Source organism: Cohnella faecalis, assembly GCF_003570905.1.
Taxonomy (GTDB): Bacteria; Bacillota; Bacilli; order Paenibacillales; family Paenibacillaceae; genus Cohnella; species Cohnella faecalis.
This window is the reverse complement of sequence record NZ_QXJM01000011.1, coordinates 1-17,835: the sequence shown is the minus strand read 5'-3', so window position 1 is coordinate 17,835 and position 17,835 is coordinate 1. Positions and strand designations below refer to the sequence as shown.

Genomic DNA, 17,835 nt, shown 5'->3' with positions numbered 1-17,835 from the left:
CCATCCAACGTTAACAACGGCGTTTCGTAAATCAAAAACCGGTCCCGCCCAAGGTCCGGAAAAAAAACCTTTCCTTTGGCTTGCGGATCAACCTGCTGAAGTCGGATACAGGAAACGTAATGTTTGTGCGAATAAGATTATTCGTTTTGTCGATGGATTTCCCGCTTTTGTCCTGGTATAATTCACAAGCTGAATGCCGTAAATGTTCGCATCGAATCCTTGAGGCACTTGCGCATTCAAATCCAGACCGCCATTAAAAAATTTTGGCCTGCACTCGCATGTTCGCGGATAGCTTTGCCAGCTCCCCTCTAATATCCGACATCGTGCTATTATATACAACGCTGTAAATAAGCAGCCCGAACCCGATAAGAACGGCCGCCAGCAGCCCGGAATACCACAATGTTAGCCGAAGCCTGATGGACATGCTAGCTATCCCCTTTCAGGACGTACCCCGCTCCCCGCACGGTTTGAATAATTCGCTTGCCCCCGTGCTCCTCCATCTTCTGCCTCAGCATCGCCACGTATACTTCAAGCACGTTGGATTCGCCGCTGTAATCGTAGCCCCAAATCCGCTCCATAATCTGATCGCGGGAAAGCACGCGCTTCGGGTTCTGCATGAACAGATGCAGCAGATCGAATTCCTTGGCGGTCAGCTCGATCCTCTTGCCGTCGCGAATCGTTTCCCTGCCGTCGTAATCAAGCGTCACGTCTTCGAATCTCAGCCTGCCGTCTTCCTCCGCTCTTTCCGGACGTCGGCGAAGAAGCGCCCGTACGCGCGCCATCAGCTCCTCCAGAGCGAAAGGCTTCACCAAGTAATCGTCCGCTCCGAGATCGAGCCCCTTCACGCGATCCTGCACCTCGTCGCGCGCCGTCAGCAAAAGCACAGGCGCGGAGATGCCCGCTTCCCTGAGCCGACGGCATACTTCCCAGCCGTCCAGCTTCGGCATCATGACGTCCAGTATGATCAGCTCCGCGTTCTTCTCCCCAAGCAACCGAATTCCGTCAGCCCCATCGTGAGCCGTCGTTACTTCGTATCCTTCGAACGCCAAGCTGCGGCGAAGCAGCGACGTAATTTTGTCGTCATCGTCTATGACTACGATATGAGGTCTCATTCCCGACCGGCCTCCTAAGCGCGCTCTATTGCCCTGATTGTACTCTATGAAAGGGAAAAGCGGGAAGCCCTGAAGGACTGCCCGCTTCCTGGTGTGCGAATACGTTATTCGACATCCTCGAAATCGTTTTTGTTGCCGACCTCGACCTTAACGTCGATTTTATTGCCGCCGCGAATGACGTTCAAGGTCACTTTATCGCCGATCGCTTTCTTCTGAATGGCTGCAATAAGATCGTCCGGCGTATTATACGACGTGCCGTCCATCCCCGTGATGACGTCGTATTGGCGCAGATCGCCGCGATAAGCCGGCGTGCCGTATACGACATTCGATACGATAGAGCCTTTGGTGGTGTCGATGCCCAATTTCTTCGCGATATCCGACGTAATGGCCGTCAATTTCGCTCCGATGAAAGGCACCGGCTTTTTCGGAATTTGCGTATTCGATTTCAGGTTTTCCAGAACATCCGTAATTGTGCTGGTCGGAATGGCGAAGCCGATGCCTTGCGCCTCCGAGCTGACTGCCGTGTTGATGCCGATGACTTCTCCGTTAAGATTCAGCAAAGGCCCGCCCGAGTTGCCCGGATTAATCGATGCGTCCGTCTGCAGCAAATGTTCATAGTTGCGTTGGCCTTCCGTATCCTGAATGCTGATTTGGCGTTCGTTGGCGCTCAGCACGCCGACCGTTACCGTATGATCGAAGCCGTAAGGGTTGCCGATAGCCACAACCCAGTCGCCCATGTTCGCGCTGCCGGAATCGCCCAGCTTCAACGTCGGGAAGGTCGCTCCTTCGATCTTCAATACCGCAAGGTCCAGATCGCGGCTGGAGCCGAGCAGCTTGGCCGTGAACGGCTTGTTGTGGCCGATGACGGTAACCTCGATTTTGTCGGCATCCGCCACGACGTGCTGGTTAGTCAAAATGTAGCCCGTCGAGTCGAAAATAAAGCCGGAGCCCATTCCGCTTTCCTGCAATGTTCCGTCGTGCCGTTACTGCCGTTGTTGCCGTTGCTTCCGTTATTGCCGTCTTGGCCGCTGCCGTCATCGCCGAAAAACTGGCGGAAGAACGGATCGTCGAACATGCTGTTATTGCTCCGCGAGTTTGTACGAACATTCGTATATGTCTCGATCTTCACGACCGCAGGAGATGATTGCTCGAATATTTCGCGATATTGTTCGGCCTCACGACGTCCGCCGCATTATTGACTGTCGTACTGGCTGCCTTCACTCCGGAATTTTGCGTGGAAGCGTTGCTTACGTAAGTCTCGTTTCCGAACCAGTTGCCGCGATCGGCGGCGAACATAAGGCCACCCACCGCTACGACGCCGACCATGAAAGCCGAGAAAATGCCGCGGAACGACGTTCTTTTCGGCTTTGCTCCGTCCCAGCCGCCGCGGCCTCCTCCGCCTCCGCCCGATACGGTGAAAGGACGGTATTCCCTTGAGCTTGCGACAACTTCCACCGGTTCTTGTCCTTGCTCGGAAGTCGGCTCCAATCTATCGTTCGATGAGCTGTAAGCGGACGTTCCGCCAAAAGGGCCGTAAGTATAGGTTTCCGGTTCACGACGCGTTTCGGCGAAAGAGTCTTCGCTTTCCTGCCGGAAACCATTGTCCTCTTTGCGATCGCTTGGTCCAAACGGAAATTCGTTCCATTCTTCCGGTTTTTTGTTTTGATCGTCCATCTTCCATTCCTCCTATAGCGTGCTATCGCGAGCGCGCCTTTCTGTCTTGCTTGTTACCCATAATGAACCTCCAACCTTAAAATTAACTTAAACGAAAATGAAAGACCCATAAAACCTCGAACAAAAATAGAGAGCGCGATTTTTTCGAACCGCAAATAAATAGCGGCACTGCCTAGTGCCGCTATCGTCGGGTATAGTTCCAATATGGATTGCGGGTTCAAACCGGAAAGATCGTCTCCACTTCCCGCAGCTTGCGGCCCGCCGCCTCGACCCAGGCAGGTTCGATGCTTGCGTCGGGATCGACCGGATCGGAAAATTGATCGAACAGCGCTCCTAACGTACGGGCTTGCGCCTCGGAATCGAGTCCTTCATTGTAGAGATGTCTCAAGACAAAGGGCTGACCGAATCTTATTTGAGCTTCATTGTTGGCCGTCTCGCTGTCCAGCCTGCCGACCTCGACGTCGAACGGAATGCGGAGGAACACGGTATTCGCTTCGTCGAGCGCGCAGTCGAACGAACCGTGATCGTATTCCCAGCCTCCGCCCAGCGCGAACCCTTTTTCCGCCAAAGCGTCCTGCACCGGAACGAATTCGAGTTGACGAGAAGTTAGCGAGGATGCAAGGGAATGCATGGGGAAACCCCCTTTTATTAAAGTAGGTTATCCCTAAGTTGCCCCGTTTAACCCTCTTTTACCCATCCTTTTCGATGCGCGTATATGGCAAGCTGGGTTCGGTCGTCCACTTCGCACTTCATCAACAGGTTGCTGACGTGGGTTTGACCGTTTTGATGCTGATATGAAGCTCGTCGCCGATTTCTTTATTCGCTTTCCCTTCCGCGATCAGAAGCAGGACTTCCCGTTCGCGTTCGGTAAGACCTTCGCCGTCATTCTGAACGGAGCGCTTGCGCAGCCCTCTCGTCAGCGCCTGGGATACATCCCCGCTCATGACCGGCATGTTCTTGATCGCCCCTTGCATCGCGTATAAAAGCTCGTCGGCCGATACCGTTTTGAGCACGTAGCTCACAGCTCCCGCCTCGATTGCTTCGACCACCTTGTCGTCTTCCAGAAAGCTTGTCAAAATAATAATTCGCAGCTCCGGAAAGGAGTCCAGAAGCGCCTTCGTCGTCTCGACTCCGTCCATATGGGGCATCATGAGATCCATGAGGACGAGTTGGGCATTCTCCGTCAAAGCCGCCGTTCTTCAGCTTTTCGAGAGCATCGATGCCGCTGGCCGCTTCTCCGATCACTTCAAACCGCGAATCCAGCATCAAATATGTACGAAGCCCCATTCGGACCATTTCGTGATCGTCCACGATCATGACTTTCCATGAGACTCCCGTTTCGTTCGTCATTTTGGCGTACTCTCCTTCTCAGTGCTAGGTTCGAATTTCGGAAACCAGACCTTGACTCTCGTTCCCGAGCCCGGCTTGGTTACGATTTCGGCTTCTCCGCCAAGCTTTTGGGCTCGCTCCCGCATCGTGGACAGCCCATAGGCCCCGGTTCGAACCTGTTCGGCCCGGAAGCCGGCTCCGTCGTCTTCGATGTTCAAAGACAGCTGCCTGTCCGTCTCCCCGAGGAATAACCGTACGACTTTCGCTTCCGCATGCTTCACCACATTCGCCATCGCTTCCTGAATAATGAGAAACAGCTGGTGCTCCATCGCTTCCGAGACCGGACTCCGCAATTGTATGTCCAGCGTTCCTTGCAAGCCGTTCTGCCGGCAGTAGTCGGGAAACCACCTGTCCAGAGCCTCTTCCAGCGTTCGGCCTTGCAGCTCCAACGGACGAAGCTGGCGATCAGGCTCCGCATCTGCCGTTGGGCGGTAGACGACATCGCAATCAACTGCTCCATAACCTTCGCCGCGTGCTCCGCATCCCGCTCCAGCAGCTTGGGCAGCGAGGATGCCGACATGTGAAGCGCAAAAAAGCTGCTGGCTTACCGTATCGTGCAAATCCCGCGCCAATCGGCGCCGTTCCTCGAGCACGGCATTTTCCTGCGAGGACACTTCCTCGACGCTCTTCTCGCCAAGCTGTTGAAGCAGCTTGAGCCGCGACTCCAACGCGCTCAGCATGGCGTTGAAATCCAGAAATACGCCGGCAAAGGCATCCATTCCGAGGGAAGGCAGCTTGGCCGTCCAATTGCCGGCCGCCGCTTGTTTGATCGCAAGCTGCAGCTGATCGATCCGTTGCTGCGTCCGCCTCCCCAACACGTAGCCGACCGCCATCGCGAGAACGATCAGCCCCGCAGCCCAGCCGTACCAGTCTTTCCCTTCAATCGGACTATCGGACGTCTCCGTCCAAGCGAAGAACAGCGCCATGGCAAGCGAGATGGCTCCGGTGTAAAGCGTCCACTCCCATTTGCTGTTCCGAACGAATCGCATCATCGGACGCTCAGCCCACCTTCGTCACTCGAACGTCGCCGATGAACGAGCTTACGACGAGTACGACTTTTTTTTCCGTGTCTTGGTAGCTGAGCGTTTCTACCGTCGTCTGGTTAAATAATCCGCCGCGCTTCTGATCCAGTATGGAGACGTCGCCGATCAGGCAGCTCGACACGACTTGAACGCCGATGTTTGCGTCGTTAGGCACGAACACCTTCACATCCCCGATAAAAGAGGAAATATACAGCTTTGTCTCGCCGCTCGGAATTTGCGCTTTCGTCAGATCGATCGTCGTATCGCCGATGAACATCGATATGTTCATGGGACGCAGCTCCCAGTAATCGTTGCCGAGAAAGATATCGCCGATGAAGCGGCTGTGGCTCTGTTTCCCTTCGTGCCAGCGGTCTTTCCAATGATCCTTGTGCCAATGGCGCCCATGATGGTGAGCGTGTCTCTCATCCCTATAGTGCTGACGGTATTGGTCGCGCTCTTGCCGATAGGGGTCGCTGTGCTGCTGACGCTCCTGAGCGTGTGACTGCCGTTCCCGCTCATCGGAGTATGCAGCAGGATCGTTAACGGGAGCGCCGTTCGCATTCGTGAACGAGGCCGCCGGATCGTCCGTTAGCGGAGGGGCCGGCGGAGGGCCGTGATGCTGGAACGGATTCGGCGGCACCGGCGGAGGGGTCACGGAATTCCATCCGTCCGCTCCGTGATCGGCTTGGCGATCGGTACGCTTCGGCCGATTGCCTCGAAACAGCATGCAGATGCCGATCCATATGACGACAGCGGGCCATAGCTGGCCGATTTCCCACTCGAACCAGTCCAGATTTCTGCCCAGAAAATAAACGCCGACCGCAACGACGATCGGATTCCAGCACAAGCCGCCGTTGCGTTGGAGCAGCAGTCCCTGCAGCCCGAAAAAAATGACAATTACCGGCCAATATACGGAGAATAGCTCGCCGATATCGAACGATGCCGCCCCTGTCTGATTCAAGAGGAAGACGACTCCGATCGCGATGACGACGATCCCCCAGAAAAAGCGGTGAAGGAAAGACGATTGCATAAATACCTACCTCCGAGTAGCGAGTTGTTAATTCTAGTATAAGGATGAGGAAGCCCGATAGACAGCGTCGGGAGGTTGAAAATTCCCTCGGTCTCGAGACTGAGGCGGCCGATTTTCACGCTCGAATAACTAACACGAAACATGTGTATGTTAAATTTCTTTACAGCCATCGTTGACATATGTGACTCTCGCCTATATAATGAGGGCGAATTTCTGCTTATTATGTTAGATTTCTACAATGTTTGTGGGGAATAAAAGATGGAGATAGCGGAACTATCCCGTGGCATGGACACGATATGGGTCGTGTTGACCGCAGCCATGATTTTGCTTATGGAGGGCGGCTTCGCCTTGCTTGAGAGAGATATGTCGACAAACACCTTCATAATGATGCTGACCGCGTTTTTCTGGCGAACGAAGCCGGCCTCAAGCAAGGCGAAGCCGCCCTCCATAAGCAAAATCATGGCTGCGGTCAACACGACCCATATCGTGTCCATGCCACGGGATAGTTCCGCTATCTCCATCTTTTATTCCCCCACAAACATTGTAGAAATCTAACATAATAAGCAGAAATTCGCCCTCATTATATAGGCGAGAGTCACATATGTCAACGATGGCTGTAAAGAAATTTAACATACACATGTTTCGTGTTAGTTATTCGAGCGTGAAAATCGGCCGCCTCAGTCTCGAGACCGAGGGAATTTTCAACCTCCCGACGCTGTCTATCGGGCTTCCTCATCCCTTATACTAGAATTAACAACTCGCTACTCGGAGGTAGGTATTTATGCAATCGTCTTTCCTTCACCGCTTTTTCTGGGGGATCGTCGTCATCGCGATCGGAGTCGTCTTCCTCTTGAATCAGACAGGGGGGCATCGTTCGATATCGGCGAGCTATTCTCCGTATATTGGCCGGTAATTGTCATTTTTTCGGGCTGCAGGGACTGCTGCTCCAACGCAACGGCGGCTTGTGCTGGAATCCGATCGTCGTTGCGGTCGGCGTTTATTTTCTGGGCAGAAATCTGGACTGGTTCGAGTGGGAAATCGGCCAGCTATGGCCCGCTGTCGTCATATGGATCGGCATCTGCATGCTGTTTCGAGGCAATCGGCCGAAGCGTACCGATCGCCAAGCCGATCACGGAGCGGACGGATGGAATTCCGTGACCCCTCCGCCGGTGCCGCCGAATCCGTTCCAGCATCACGCCCTCCGCCGGCCCCTCCGCTAACGGACGATCCGGCGGCCTCGTTCACGAATGCGAACGGCGCTCCCGTTAACGATCCTGCTGCATACTCCGATGAGCGGGAACGGCAGTCACACGCTCAGGAGCGTCAGCAGCACAGCGACCCCTATCGGCAAGAGCGCGACCAATACCGTCAGCACTATAGGGATGAGAGACACGCTCACCATCATGGGCGCCATTGGCACAAGGATCATTGGAAAGACCGCTGGCACGAAGGGAAACAGAGCCACAGCCGCTTCATCGGCGATATCTTTCTCGGCAACGATTACTGGGAGCTGCGTCCCATGAACATATCGATGTTCATCGGCGATACGACGATCGATCTGACGAAAGCGCAAATTCCGAGCGGCGAGACAAAGCTGTATATTCCTCTTTTATCGGGGATGTGAAGGTGTTCGTGCCTAACGACGCAAACATCGGCGTTCAAGTCGTGTCGAGCTGCCTGATCGGCGACGTCTCCATACTGGATCAGAAGCGCGGCGGATTATTTAACCAGACGACGGTAGAAACGCTCAGCTACCAAGACACGGAAAAAAAAGTCGTACTCGTCGTAAGCTCGTTCATCGGCGACGTTCGAGTGACGAAGGTGGGCTGAGCGTCCGATGATGCGATTCGTTCGGAACAGCAAATGGGAGTGGACGCTTTACACCGGAGCCATCTCGCTTGCCATGGCGCTGTTCTTCGCTTGGACGGAGACGTCCGATAGTCCGATTGAAGGGAAAGACTGGTACGGCTGGGCTGCGGGGCTGATCGTTCTCGCGATGGCGTCGGCTACGTGTTGGGGAGGCGGACGCAGCAACGGATCGATCAGCTGCAGCTTGCGATCAAACAAGCGGCGGCCGGCAATTGGACGGCCAAGCTGCCTTCCCTCGGAATGGATGCCTTTGCCGGCGTATTTCTGGATTTCAACGCCATGCTGAGCGCGTTGGAGTCGCGGCTCAAGCTGCTTCAACAGCTTGGCGAGAAGAGCGTCGAGGAAGTGTCCTCGCAGGAAAATGCCGTGCTCGAGGAACGGCGCCGATTGGCGCGGGATTTGCACGATACGGTAAGCCAGCAGCTTTTTGCGCTTCACATGTCGGCATCCTCGCTGCCCAAGCTGCTGGAGCGGGATGCGGAGCACGCGGCGAAGGTTATGGAGCAGTTGATTGCGATGTCGTCTACCGCCCAACGGCAGATGCGGAGCCTGATCGCCCAGCTTCGTCCGTTGGAGCTGCAAGGCCGAACGCTGGAAGAGGCTCTGGACAGGTGGTTTCCCGACTACTGCCGGCAGAACGGCTTGCAAGGAACGCTGGACATACAATTGCGGAGTCCGGTCTCGGAAGCGATGGAGCACCAGCTGTTTCTCATTATTCAGGAAGCGATGGCGAATGTGGTGAAGCATGCGGAAGCGAAAGTCGTACGGTTATTCCTCGGGGAGACGGACAGGCAGCTGTCTTTGAACATCGAAGACGACGGAGCCGGCTTCCGCGGCCGAACAGGTTCGAACCGGGCCTATGGGCTGTCCACGATGCGGGAGCGAGCCCAAAAGCTTGGCGGAGAAGCCGAAATCGTAACCAAGCCGGGCTCGGGAACGAGAGTCAAGGTCTGGTTTCCGAAATTCGAACCTAGCACTGAGAAGGAGAGTACGCCAAAATGACGAACGAAACGGGAGTCTCATGGAAAGTCATGATCGTGGACGATCACGAAATGGTCCGAATGGGGCTTCGTACATATTTGATGCTGGATTCGCGGTTTGAAGTGATCGGAGAAGCGGCCAGCGGCATCGATGCTCTCGAAAAGCTGAAGAACGGCGGCTTTGACGGGAGAATGCCCCAACTCGTCCTCATGGATCTCATGATGCCCCATATGGACGGAGTCGAGACGACGAAGGCGCTTCTGGACTCCTTTCCGGAGCTGCGAATTATTATTTTGACAAGCTTTCTGGAAGACGACAAGGTGGTCGAAGCAATCGAGGCGGGAGCTGTGAGCTACGTGCTCAAAACGGTATCGGCCGACGAGCTTTTATACGCGATGCAAGGGGCGATCAAGAACATGCCGGTCATGAGCGGGGATGTATCCCAGGCGCTGACGAGAGGGCTGCGCAAGCGCTCCGTTCAGAATGACGGCGAAGGTCTTACCGAACGCGAACGGGAAGTCCTGCTTCTGATCGCGGAAGGGAAAGCGAATAAAGAAATCGGCGACGAGCTTCATATCAGCATCAAAACGGTCAAAACCCACGTCAGCAACCTGTTGATGAAGTGCGAAGTGGACGACCGAACCCAGCTTGCCATATACGCGCATCGAAAAGGATGGGTAAAAGAGGGTTAAACGGGGCAACTTAGGGATAACCTACTTTAATAAAAGGGGGTTTCCCCATGCATTCCCTTGCATCCTCGCTAACTTCTCGTCAACTCGAATTCGTTCCGGTGCAGGACGCTTTGGCGGAAAAAGGGTTCGCGCTGGGCGGAGGCTGGGAATACGATCACGGTTCGTTCGACTGCGCGCTCGACGAAGCGAATACCGTGTTCCTCCGCATTCCGTTCGACGTCGAGGTCGGCAGGCTGGACAGCGAGACGGCCAACAATGAAGCTCAAATAAGATTCGGTCAGCCCTTTGTCTTGAGACATCTCTACAATGAAGGACTCGATTCCGAGGCGCAAGCCCGTACGTTAGGAGCGCTGTTCGATCAATTTTCCGATCCGGTCGATCCCGACGCAAGCATCGAACCTGCCTGGGTCGAGGCGGCGGGCCGCAAGCTGCGGAAGTGGAGACGATCTTTCCGGTTTGAACCCGCAATCCATATTGGAACTATACCCGACGATAGCGGCACTAGGCAGTGCCGCTATTTATTTGCGGTTCGAAAAAATCGCGCTCTCTATTTTGTTCGAGGTTTTATGGGTCTTTCATTTTCGTTTAAGTTAATTTTAAGGTTGGAGGTTCATTATGGGTAACAAGCAAGACAGAAAGGCGCGCTCGCGATAGCACGCTATAGGAGGAATGGAAGATGGACGATCAAAACAAAAAACCGGAAGAATGGAACGAATTTCCGTTTGGACCAAGCGATCGCAAAGAGGACAATGGTTTCCGGCAGGAAAGCGAAGACTCTTTCGCCGAAACGCGTCGTGAACCGGAAACCTATACTTACGGCCCTTTTGGCGGAACGTCCGCTTACAGCTCATCGAACGATAGATTGGAGCCGACTTCCGAGCAAGGACAAGAACCGGTGGAAGTTGTCGCAAGCTCAAGGGAATACCGTCCTTTCACCGTATCGGCGGAGGCGGAGGAGGCCGCGGCGGCTGGGACGGAGCAAAGCCGAAAAGAACGTCGTTCCGCGGCATTTTCTCGGCTTTCATGGTCGGCGTCGTAGCGGTGGGTGGCCTTATGTTCGCCGCCGATCGCGGCAACTGGTTCGGAAACGAGACTTACGTAAGCAACGCTTCCACGCAAAATTCCGGAGTGAAGGCAGCCAGTACGACAGTCAATAATGCGGCGGACGTCGTGAGGCCGAACAATATCGCGAAAATATTCGAGCAATCATCTCCTGCGGTCGTGAAGATCGAGACATATACGAATGTTCGTACAAACTCGCGGAGCAATAACAGCATACAGTACAGATGTTCGACGATCCGTTCTTCCGCCAGTTTTTCGGCGATGACGGCAGCGGCCAAGACGGCAATAACGGAAGCAACGGCAACAACGGCAGTAACGGCACCGACGGAACATTGCAGGAAAGCGGAATGGGCTCCGGCTTTATTTTCGACTCGACGGGCTACATTTTGACTAACCAGCACGTCGTGGCGGATGCCGACAAAATCGAGGTTACCGTCATCGGCCACAACAAGCCGTTCACGGCCAAGCTGCTCGGCTCCAGCCGCGATCTGGACCTTGCGGTATTGAAGATCGAAGGAGCGACCTTCCCGACGTTGAAGCTGGGCGATTCCGGCAGCGCGAACATGGGCGACTGGGTTGTGGCTATCGGCAACCCTTACGGCTTCGATCATACGGTAACGGTCGGCGTGCTGAGCGCCAACGAACGCCAAATCAGCATTCAGGATACGGAAGGCCAACGCAACTATGAACATTTGCTGCAGACGGACGCATCGATTAATCCGGGCAACTCGGGCGGGCTTTGCTGAATCTTAACGGAGAAGTCATCGGCATCAACACGGCAGTCAGCTCGGAGGCGCAAGGCATCGGCTTCGCCATTCCGACCAGCACAATTACGGATGTTCTGGAAAACCTGAAATCGAATACGCAAATTCCGAAAAAGCCGGTGCCTTTCATCGGAGCGAAATTGACGGCCATTACGTCGGATATCGCGAAGAAATTGGGCATCGACACCACCAAAGGCTCTATCGTATCGAATGTCGTATACGGCACGCCGGCTTATCGCGGCGATCTGCGCCAATACGACGTCATCACGGGGATGGACGGCACGTCGTATAATACGCCGGACGATCTTATTGCAGCCATTCAGAAGAAAGCGATCGGCGATAAAGTGACCTTGAACGTCATTCGCGGCGGCAATAAAATCGACGTTAAGGTCGAGGTCGGCAACAAAAACGATTTCGAGGATGTCGAATAACGTATTCGCACACCAGGAAGCGGGCAGTCCTTCAGGGCTTCCCGCTTTTCCCTTTCATAGAGTACAATCAGGGCAATAGAGCGCGCTTAGGAGGCCGGTCGGGAATGAGACCTCATATCGTAGTCATAGACGATGACGACAAAATTACGTCGCTGCTTCGCCGCAGCTTGGCGTTCGAAGGATACGAAGTAACGACGGCTCACGATGGGGCTGACGGAATTCGGTTGCTTGGGGAGAAGAACGCGGAGCTGATCATACTGGACGTCATGATGCCGAAGCTGGACGGCTGGGAAGTATGCCGTCGGCTCAGGGAAGCGGGCATCTCCGCGCCTGTGCTTTTGCTGACGGCGCGCGACGAGGTGCAGGATCGCGTGAAGGGGCTCGATCTCGGAGCGGACGATTACTTGGTGAAGCCTTTCGCTCTGGAGGAGCTGATGGCGCGCGTACGGGCGCTTCTTCGCCGACGTCCGGAAAGAGCGGAGGAAGACGGCAGGCTGAGATTCGAAGACGTGACGCTTGATTACGACGGCAGGGAAACGATTCGCGACGGCAAGAGGATCGAGCTGACCGCCAAGGAATTCGATCTGCTGCATCTGTTCATGCAGAACCCGAAGCGCGTGCTTTCCCGCGATCAGATTATGGAGCGGATTTGGGGCTACGATTACAGCGGCGAATCCAACGTGCTTGAAGTATACGTGGCGATGCTGAGGCAGAAGATGGAGGAGCACGGGGGCAAGCGAATTATTCAAACCGTGCGGGAGCGGGGTACGTCCTGAAAGGGGATAGCTAGCATGTCCATCAGGCTTCGGCTAACATTGTGGTATTCCGGGCTGCTGGCGGCCGTTCTTATCGGGTTCGGGCTGCTTATTTACAGCGTTGTATATAATAGCACGATGTCGGATATTAGAGGGGAGCTGGCAAAGCTATCCGCGAACATGCGAGTGCAGGCCAAAATTTTAATGGCGGTCTGGATTTGAATGCGCAAGTGCCTCAAGGATTCGATGCGAACATTTACGGCATTCAGCTTGTGAATTATACCCAGGACAAAAGCGGAAATCCATCGACAAAACGAATAATCTTATTCGCACAAACATTACGTTTCCTGTATCCGACTTCAGCAAGGTTGATCCGCAAGCCAAAGGAAGGTTTTTTTCCGACACCTTGGGCGGGACCCGGTTTTTGATTTACGAAACGCCGTTGTTAACGTTGGATGGGAATCTCGTCGGGATGCTTCAAGTAGGAGCGTATACGGAACGCGAGGAAAGCCTTTTTTCCTTTTTGAGGTCGATCCTGATTTTCGCGGGTCTGTTCAGCATTGCGGCGGCGTTCAGTCTGGGGATGCTCGTGTCCCGCAAAGCTCTTCGACCGATTGGACGCGTTACCGAGGCGGCCGAGCAAATCCAGAGCGGCTCGGAGCTTGGATTGCGCATTCCGAGGGAAACGCCGAACGACGAAATCGGCCGGCTGACCGACACGTTGAACGGCATGCTGCCCCGGCTGGAGGTCGCGTACAACCATCTGGAGGAGTCGAATACGGCGCAGAGGCGATTCGTCTCCGACGCATCGCATGAGCTGCGCACGCCGCTGACGACGATACGCGGCAACGTCGATTTGCTTGAGAAAATTTGGACGCTTCCTCCGGAAGGCTCAGAGGGGCACGCTGCGCATAAGCTTCCGGAAGCCGAACGAAAGACGATGTCGCTCGAAGCGATAAGCGATATAGCGGATGAAGCGCGCCGGATGAGCCGGCTCGTCAACGACTTGCTTTCGCTCGCAAGAGCCGACGCGGGTTATGCGATGGAGATGAATACCTTGTCGCTTCGTCCGTTGGCGGAAGAGGCCGCGAGGCGCGCTTCCTTCTTGCCGCGGCACGCGGAGTGGATCGTCGCCCGTTCGAAGCGCTCGACGGCGTTTGGGTGAAGGGAAATAAAGATTATTTGCTTCAGCTTTTGTTTATTCTAATCGAGAACGGCTTCAAGTACACGCCGTCCGGCAAAGTCAGGCTCTACGCATCGAGAAGCGGGAACCATGTCGGCCTTACCGTTTCCGATACCGGGATCGGCCTCGCCGCTGAAGATTTGCCGCATATTTTCGATCGGTTCTACCGAGCGGATCAATCGAGGGGCAGACGTCCGGTACGGGTCTCGCCTATCCATTGCGAAGTGGATCGCAGACATGCACAAGGCAAAGCTGGAAGTAAAATCGCGAACGGAAGAAGGCACCTCCTTTACTCTATGGCTTCCGACTTTGAACCAAGGACCGTCGACTTTGCCCAATCGGGCGAATACGGTATAATGGAACCATCGGAGCGCCCGGACTTCTCGAATTCGGAATCGCGGGAAGATCAAGATTAAGGGCGGGAAAGCAGGCAGCTTGCATGGAAGTCGTCAAAATATCTCCAAGAGGTTACTGTTACGGCGTGGTAGATGCCATGGTATTAGCGCTTCAGACGGCGCGAAACCTGGATTTGCCGCGCCCTATTTATATTTTGGGCATGATCGTTCATAACAGCCACGTCACCGACTCGTTCAAGGACGAAGGGATCATTACGCTCGACGGCCCCAACAGGCTGGAAATCCTGAGCAAATCGAGAGCGGCACCGTTATTTTCACCGCTCACGGCGTGTCTCCCGAAGTACGCAAGCGCGCCAGGGACAAAGGATTGACTCTCGTAGACGCTACTTGCCCGGACGTTACGAAGACTCATGATTTGATTCGCGAGAAGGTCGAAGATGGCTACGAAGTGATCTATATCGGCAAAAAAGGCCATCCCGAGCCGGAAGGCGCAATCGGGATCGCACCCAACCATGTTCACTTGATAGAAGGAAGAAGAAATTTCGGAACTGGGACTCTCGTCCGAACGTATTATAATAACGAACCAAACAACGATGTCCCAATGGGATATTAAAGCTTTGATTTCGCGTCTTTTGGAAGCCTATCCCCATGCGGAGATTCATAACGAAATTTGTCTGGCGACGCAAGTGCGGCAGGAAGCGGTGGCGGAGCAGGTCAAGGACTCCGATCTATGCATCGTAGTCGGCGATCCGCGCAGCAATAACTCCAATCGTCTTGCTCAAGTTTCGGAAGAGATTGGCGGAGTGAAGGCTTACCGGATTTCGGATTTGTCCGAGCTCGATCCTGCATGGCTGCGAGGAATAAGCAAAGTATCGGTTACTTCCGGCGCGTCGACTCCGACTCCGTTGACGAAAGAAGTCATTTCGTACTTGGAGCAGTACGATCCGAATAATGCCGCGACTTGGGAAATTCGCCGAACGGTCAATCCGGCCAAGCTGCTGCCGACTGTACGCGAGAAAAATACAGGGTCGCTCCGACAGCTTAATTCCTATACAGAGAGACGGTTTCTTTTTTTGTTTGGCTCGGAGAGGAGCACCATCATGCAAGAGAGACTTCGCAAGCTGAGACGATGGATGAAATACAAGTATATGATGCTAATTCGAGCTAAGGGCGGGCATCCATGGTCGCCATGGGTTTTGCAATCGGCATCGCCGTGGAGATGTTCACGCTCCCGACCTTAGGCTTCGCGTTCGTGCTCATATTTCCGCTCGTTTATTTGTTCAAGGGCAATTTGCCCGCTGCGCTGGTAGGCTTCGTCGTCGGCAAGGTCATCTACTTGCCGATGGCTATTCTGAACACAATGGTTGGGCTTGGGTACTGCCCAGCCATATGAGCATCCATCTGCCTTGGATGTGGGTAAACAAGCTGCTGCTGGCGAATTTGAAGCTGATCGTAGGCGGCGTCATCAACGGAATCTTGCTGGGCGCAGTCTGTTATTACCCTATCAAGCTTAGTATCGAAGCATACAAAAACAAGCGCAGGGAGAAGCGCAAGTTGAGACATTCGACCCGCTTGGATACGCGTCCTGCGGCGGAATAGGAAACGTACAAAAATAAGACGAAAAAATCGCTCTATTCCACCAGACCGGTTCCCACATGGGTGGATAAGACGATGAATTCGTCTTATTACATAGCAGGCACCTTCAAAACAGCCTTCATTAAAGGAATAGCGCCAAATTTTCGTCTTATTTTGTTCTAACACTACTTGTTAGGTGTGAATAAGACGAGAAAATCACTCTATTTCGGCCACGCCTTAGCAACCGAAGACGACCGGCTGTCTCATAAAGCAGGTTACTATTGGAATAAGCGAAGGGTTGACAGAAATACGTTTTTTCGCGTATATTTACTTTAGTGCTTAAAAGCGTATAAGCGTCGAAGCGAACAAGCGTCTAAGTGAAAAAGCGAATCGACAATAACATACCGAATTGGAGCGTGTACAATCATGATCGTCATCACATCCCCTCATATCGAAGAAGAGCGCATTGCGGAAATCGTCCGCCAAATCGAGAACAGCGGCGTTCAAGCGCACGTATCCCGCGGCACGGACCGCACCGTTATCGGCATTATCGGCAAAGCGGATCCGCATCTAGCCGAGCATATCCGTTCGATGAAGGGCGTCGAGAACGTCATCAAAATCTCGAAGTCCTACAAGCTTGCAAGCCGGGAATTCCACCCGGACGATACGATTATTGAAGTAAAAGGCGTCAAAATCGGCGGAAACAATCTCGTCGTTATGGGCGGCCCTTGCGCGGTTGAGACGCCGGAGCAAATCGACGAAATCGCCCGTCTCGTCAAGGCGGCCGGCGGCCAAGTGCTTCGCGGCGGCGCGTTCAAGCCCCGCACCGGTCCGTACAGCTTCCAAGGTATCGGAATCGAAGGATTGAAATGGATGAAGGATGCCGGCGACAAATACGGCCTGTTGACCATTACCGAAGTAATGGCGCGGAATTCGTGGACGTGTGCGCGGAATACGCGGACATCATGCAGGTCGGCACCCGGAACATGCAGAACTTCGATCTGCTCCGCTCCGCAAGCTCGGAACAATCAACAACCGTATTGCTCAAGCGAGGAATGAGCGCCACTTACGACGAATGGCTCAAACGCAGCGGAATACATCCTTGCCGGGGGCAACCGAACGTTATGCTCTGCGAACGCGGCATCCGCACATTCGAGACGTACACCCGCAATACGTTCGACCTCGCCCTGTCCCGGTCGTCCAACAGCTTTCCCACTTGCCGGTTATCGCCGACCCGAGCCACGCGACGGGACGCCGAGAGCTGGTCGAGACGATGACGAAGGCGTCGGTAGCCGCGGCGCGAATGGACTTATTATCGAGATGCATACCGATCCGGACAATTCGGCGACGGGAGACGGCGCGTACAATCGCTGTTCCCGGATCAATTCGCGAATTTGCTGAAGGAGCTTGAGCAGCTTGCTCCGCTTTGCGGCAAGAAGTTCGACACGGCGAAGAGCCGGCGAAGCGTTCCGAGAATGGAAAAAATAATTGTACCAGGAAACAAGCGGGCCGATCGCGGTTCGCTTTTTCTTTTGCGCCATAAGGGAGTACAATCGTCATATAAGAGAGATAGAAGCGAAGAAGCGGATTAGGAGGCCACAAGGATGAAGCTAAAGCTCGGTGTGTTGGATCAATCCGCCGATCGGACGAGGAGAAACGGCCGCAACGGCGCTGCAAGCATACGCTCGCGTTGGCGAGGGCTGCGGAACGATGGGGCTATTCGAGATTTTGGGTGTCGGAGCATCACGATTCGAAAAGCTTGGCCGGCTCTTCGCGGAAGTGCTCCTCGCCGCGATCGGAGCGCATACTTCGCAATTCGCATCGGATCAGGAGGTGTGCTGCTTCCTCACTATAGTCCGTATAAGGTAGCGGAAAATTTTCGGGTGCTGGAGGGGCTCTATGCCGGCCGGGTAGATCTCGGAATCGGAAGAGCGCCGGCG

Annotated in this window: 22 protein-coding genes and 7 pseudogenes; 19 read left to right on the top strand and 10 right to left on the bottom strand. The window is 54.4% G+C overall.

Annotated features, from left to right (window positions below; all coding sequences use genetic code 11):
• A partial coding sequence (locus D3H35_RS31860; protein ID WP_233567698.1) for a hypothetical protein occupies positions 1-181 on the top strand: 181 nt, incomplete at its 5' end.
• A gap of 72 nt (positions 182-253) precedes the next feature.
• Here D3H35_RS31860 and D3H35_RS30535 read toward each other — a convergent pair.
• From D3H35_RS30535 to D3H35_RS01215, 10 genes and pseudogenes are all read right to left on the bottom strand, one after another.
• On the bottom strand, positions 254-424 hold the full coding sequence (locus tag D3H35_RS30535) for a hypothetical protein (RefSeq protein ID WP_158593889.1): 171 nt from the start codon (positions 422-424) through the stop codon (positions 254-256).
• A gap of 1 nt (position 425) precedes the next feature.
• A complete protein-coding gene (locus D3H35_RS01245; protein WP_119147252.1) occupies positions 426-1,112 on the bottom strand; it encodes a response regulator transcription factor in 687 nt (228 codons plus the stop codon).
• A gap of 104 nt (positions 1,113-1,216) precedes the next feature.
• The gene (locus D3H35_RS31855; RefSeq protein ID WP_233567697.1) at positions 1,217-2,026 is read right to left on the bottom strand and encodes a S1C family serine protease; all 810 of its coding nucleotides are present in this window, start codon (positions 2,024-2,026) and stop codon (positions 1,217-1,219) included.
• A complete protein-coding gene (locus tag D3H35_RS31850; RefSeq protein ID WP_233567696.1) occupies positions 2,023-2,187 on the bottom strand; it encodes a hypothetical protein in 165 nt (54 codons plus the stop codon). Before D3H35_RS31850 ends, D3H35_RS31855 begins: the two co-directional genes overlap by 4 nt.
• A gap of 50 nt (positions 2,188-2,237) precedes the next feature.
• The gene (locus D3H35_RS31845) at positions 2,238-2,786 is read right to left on the bottom strand and encodes a hypothetical protein (RefSeq protein ID WP_233567695.1); all 549 of its coding nucleotides are present in this window, start codon (positions 2,784-2,786) and stop codon (positions 2,238-2,240) included.
• 217 nt (positions 2,787-3,003) lie between these two features.
• Entirely contained in the window at positions 3,004-3,417 is a 414-nt protein-coding gene (locus D3H35_RS01235) for a YugN family protein (protein WP_119147254.1), read from the bottom strand.
• A gap of 47 nt (positions 3,418-3,464) precedes the next feature.
• A pseudogene (locus D3H35_RS01230) lies at positions 3,465-4,136 on the bottom strand (response regulator).
• Positions 4,133-5,167 (bottom strand): sensor histidine kinase, encoded by a 1,035-nt coding sequence (locus tag D3H35_RS01225; protein ID WP_325049980.1) that lies wholly within the window; start codon positions 5,165-5,167, stop codon positions 4,133-4,135. Before D3H35_RS01225 ends, D3H35_RS01230 begins: the two are co-directional and overlap by 4 nt.
• 7 nt (positions 5,168-5,174) lie before the next feature.
• Positions 5,175-6,227, bottom strand: coding sequence for a cell wall-active antibiotics response protein LiaF (gene liaF, locus D3H35_RS01220; protein WP_233567694.1), 1,053 nt, complete (start codon positions 6,225-6,227; stop codon positions 5,175-5,177).
• Positions 6,228-6,577: 350 nt separating this feature from the next.
• Positions 6,578-6,748: pseudogene (locus D3H35_RS01215) on the bottom strand (ammonium transporter); the annotation flags it as partial.
• A 260-nt stretch (positions 6,749-7,008) separates the two neighbouring features.
• Here D3H35_RS01215 and D3H35_RS31840 point away from each other — a divergent pair.
• The 18 genes and pseudogenes from D3H35_RS31840 to D3H35_RS01145 all read left to right on the top strand — a co-directional run.
• Positions 7,009-7,140 carry a LiaI-LiaF-like domain-containing protein gene (locus D3H35_RS31840; RefSeq protein ID WP_233567693.1) on the top strand — a complete coding sequence of 44 codons (132 nt, stop codon included), beginning with the start codon at positions 7,009-7,011 and terminating at the stop codon, positions 7,138-7,140.
• Positions 7,130-7,447 carry a LiaI-LiaF-like domain-containing protein gene (locus D3H35_RS31835; protein WP_233567692.1) on the top strand — a complete coding sequence of 106 codons (318 nt, stop codon included), beginning with the start codon at positions 7,130-7,132 and terminating at the stop codon, positions 7,445-7,447. The genes D3H35_RS31840 and D3H35_RS31835 overlap by 11 nt, the downstream gene beginning before the upstream one ends.
• Positions 7,372-8,057: pseudogene (gene liaF, locus D3H35_RS31830) on the top strand (cell wall-active antibiotics response protein LiaF). Before D3H35_RS31835 ends, liaF (D3H35_RS31830) begins: the two are co-directional and overlap by 76 nt.
• Positions 8,058-8,237: 180 nt before the next feature.
• Entirely contained in the window at positions 8,238-9,098 is an 861-nt protein-coding gene (locus D3H35_RS01205; protein ID WP_325049979.1) for a sensor histidine kinase, read from the top strand.
• Positions 9,095-9,769 carry a response regulator gene (locus D3H35_RS01200; RefSeq protein WP_119147255.1) on the top strand — a complete coding sequence of 225 codons (675 nt, stop codon included), beginning with the start codon at positions 9,095-9,097 and terminating at the stop codon, positions 9,767-9,769. The genes D3H35_RS01205 and D3H35_RS01200 overlap by 4 nt, the downstream gene beginning before the upstream one ends.
• 47 nt (positions 9,770-9,816) lie before the next feature.
• Positions 9,817-10,392: a YugN family protein gene (locus tag D3H35_RS01195; RefSeq protein ID WP_119147418.1), complete on the top strand. Its 576-nt coding sequence runs from the start codon at positions 9,817-9,819 to the stop codon at positions 10,390-10,392.
• A gap of 53 nt (positions 10,393-10,445) precedes the next feature.
• Positions 10,446-10,808, top strand: a complete 363-nt coding sequence (locus D3H35_RS31820; RefSeq protein ID WP_233567689.1) for a hypothetical protein — start codon at positions 10,446-10,448, stop codon at positions 10,806-10,808.
• A gap of 247 nt (positions 10,809-11,055) precedes the next feature.
• A complete protein-coding gene (locus D3H35_RS31815; RefSeq protein ID WP_233567688.1) occupies positions 11,056-11,577 on the top strand; it encodes a S1C family serine protease in 522 nt (173 codons plus the stop codon).
• Positions 11,571-12,026 (top strand): S1C family serine protease, encoded by a 456-nt coding sequence (locus D3H35_RS31810; protein WP_233567687.1) that lies wholly within the window; start codon positions 11,571-11,573, stop codon positions 12,024-12,026. Before D3H35_RS31815 ends, D3H35_RS31810 begins: the two co-directional genes overlap by 7 nt.
• Positions 12,027-12,130: 104 nt before the next feature.
• Positions 12,131-12,816, top strand: a pseudogene (locus D3H35_RS01185) (response regulator transcription factor).
• A gap of 1 nt (position 12,817) precedes the next feature.
• Positions 12,818-13,003 (top strand): hypothetical protein, encoded by a 186-nt coding sequence (locus D3H35_RS01180; protein ID WP_119147416.1) that lies wholly within the window; start codon positions 12,818-12,820, stop codon positions 13,001-13,003.
• 202 nt (positions 13,004-13,205) lie between these two features.
• Positions 13,206-13,946: a sensor histidine kinase gene (locus D3H35_RS01170; RefSeq protein WP_119147414.1), complete on the top strand. Its 741-nt coding sequence runs from the start codon at positions 13,206-13,208 to the stop codon at positions 13,944-13,946.
• The gene (locus D3H35_RS01165) at positions 13,943-14,380 is read left to right on the top strand and encodes an ATP-binding protein (protein WP_158593888.1); all 438 of its coding nucleotides are present in this window, start codon (positions 13,943-13,945) and stop codon (positions 14,378-14,380) included. Before D3H35_RS01170 ends, D3H35_RS01165 begins: the two co-directional genes overlap by 4 nt.
• A gap of 23 nt (positions 14,381-14,403) precedes the next feature.
• Positions 14,404-15,342, top strand: a pseudogene (locus tag D3H35_RS01160) (4-hydroxy-3-methylbut-2-enyl diphosphate reductase); the annotation flags it as partial.
• Positions 15,343-15,500: 158 nt separating this feature from the next.
• Positions 15,501-15,713: a DUF2062 domain-containing protein gene (locus D3H35_RS33930; protein ID WP_325049978.1), complete on the top strand. Its 213-nt coding sequence runs from the start codon at positions 15,501-15,503 to the stop codon at positions 15,711-15,713.
• On the top strand, positions 15,710-15,919 hold the full coding sequence (locus tag D3H35_RS33925; RefSeq protein ID WP_325049977.1) for a hypothetical protein: 210 nt from the start codon (positions 15,710-15,712) through the stop codon (positions 15,917-15,919). Before D3H35_RS33930 ends, D3H35_RS33925 begins: the two co-directional genes overlap by 4 nt.
• Positions 15,920-16,321: 402 nt before the next feature.
• A pseudogene (locus tag D3H35_RS01150) lies at positions 16,322-17,172 on the top strand (3-deoxy-7-phosphoheptulonate synthase).
• Positions 17,173-17,499: 327 nt separating this feature from the next.
• A pseudogene (locus D3H35_RS01145) lies at positions 17,500-17,835 on the top strand (MsnO8 family LLM class oxidoreductase); the annotation flags it as partial.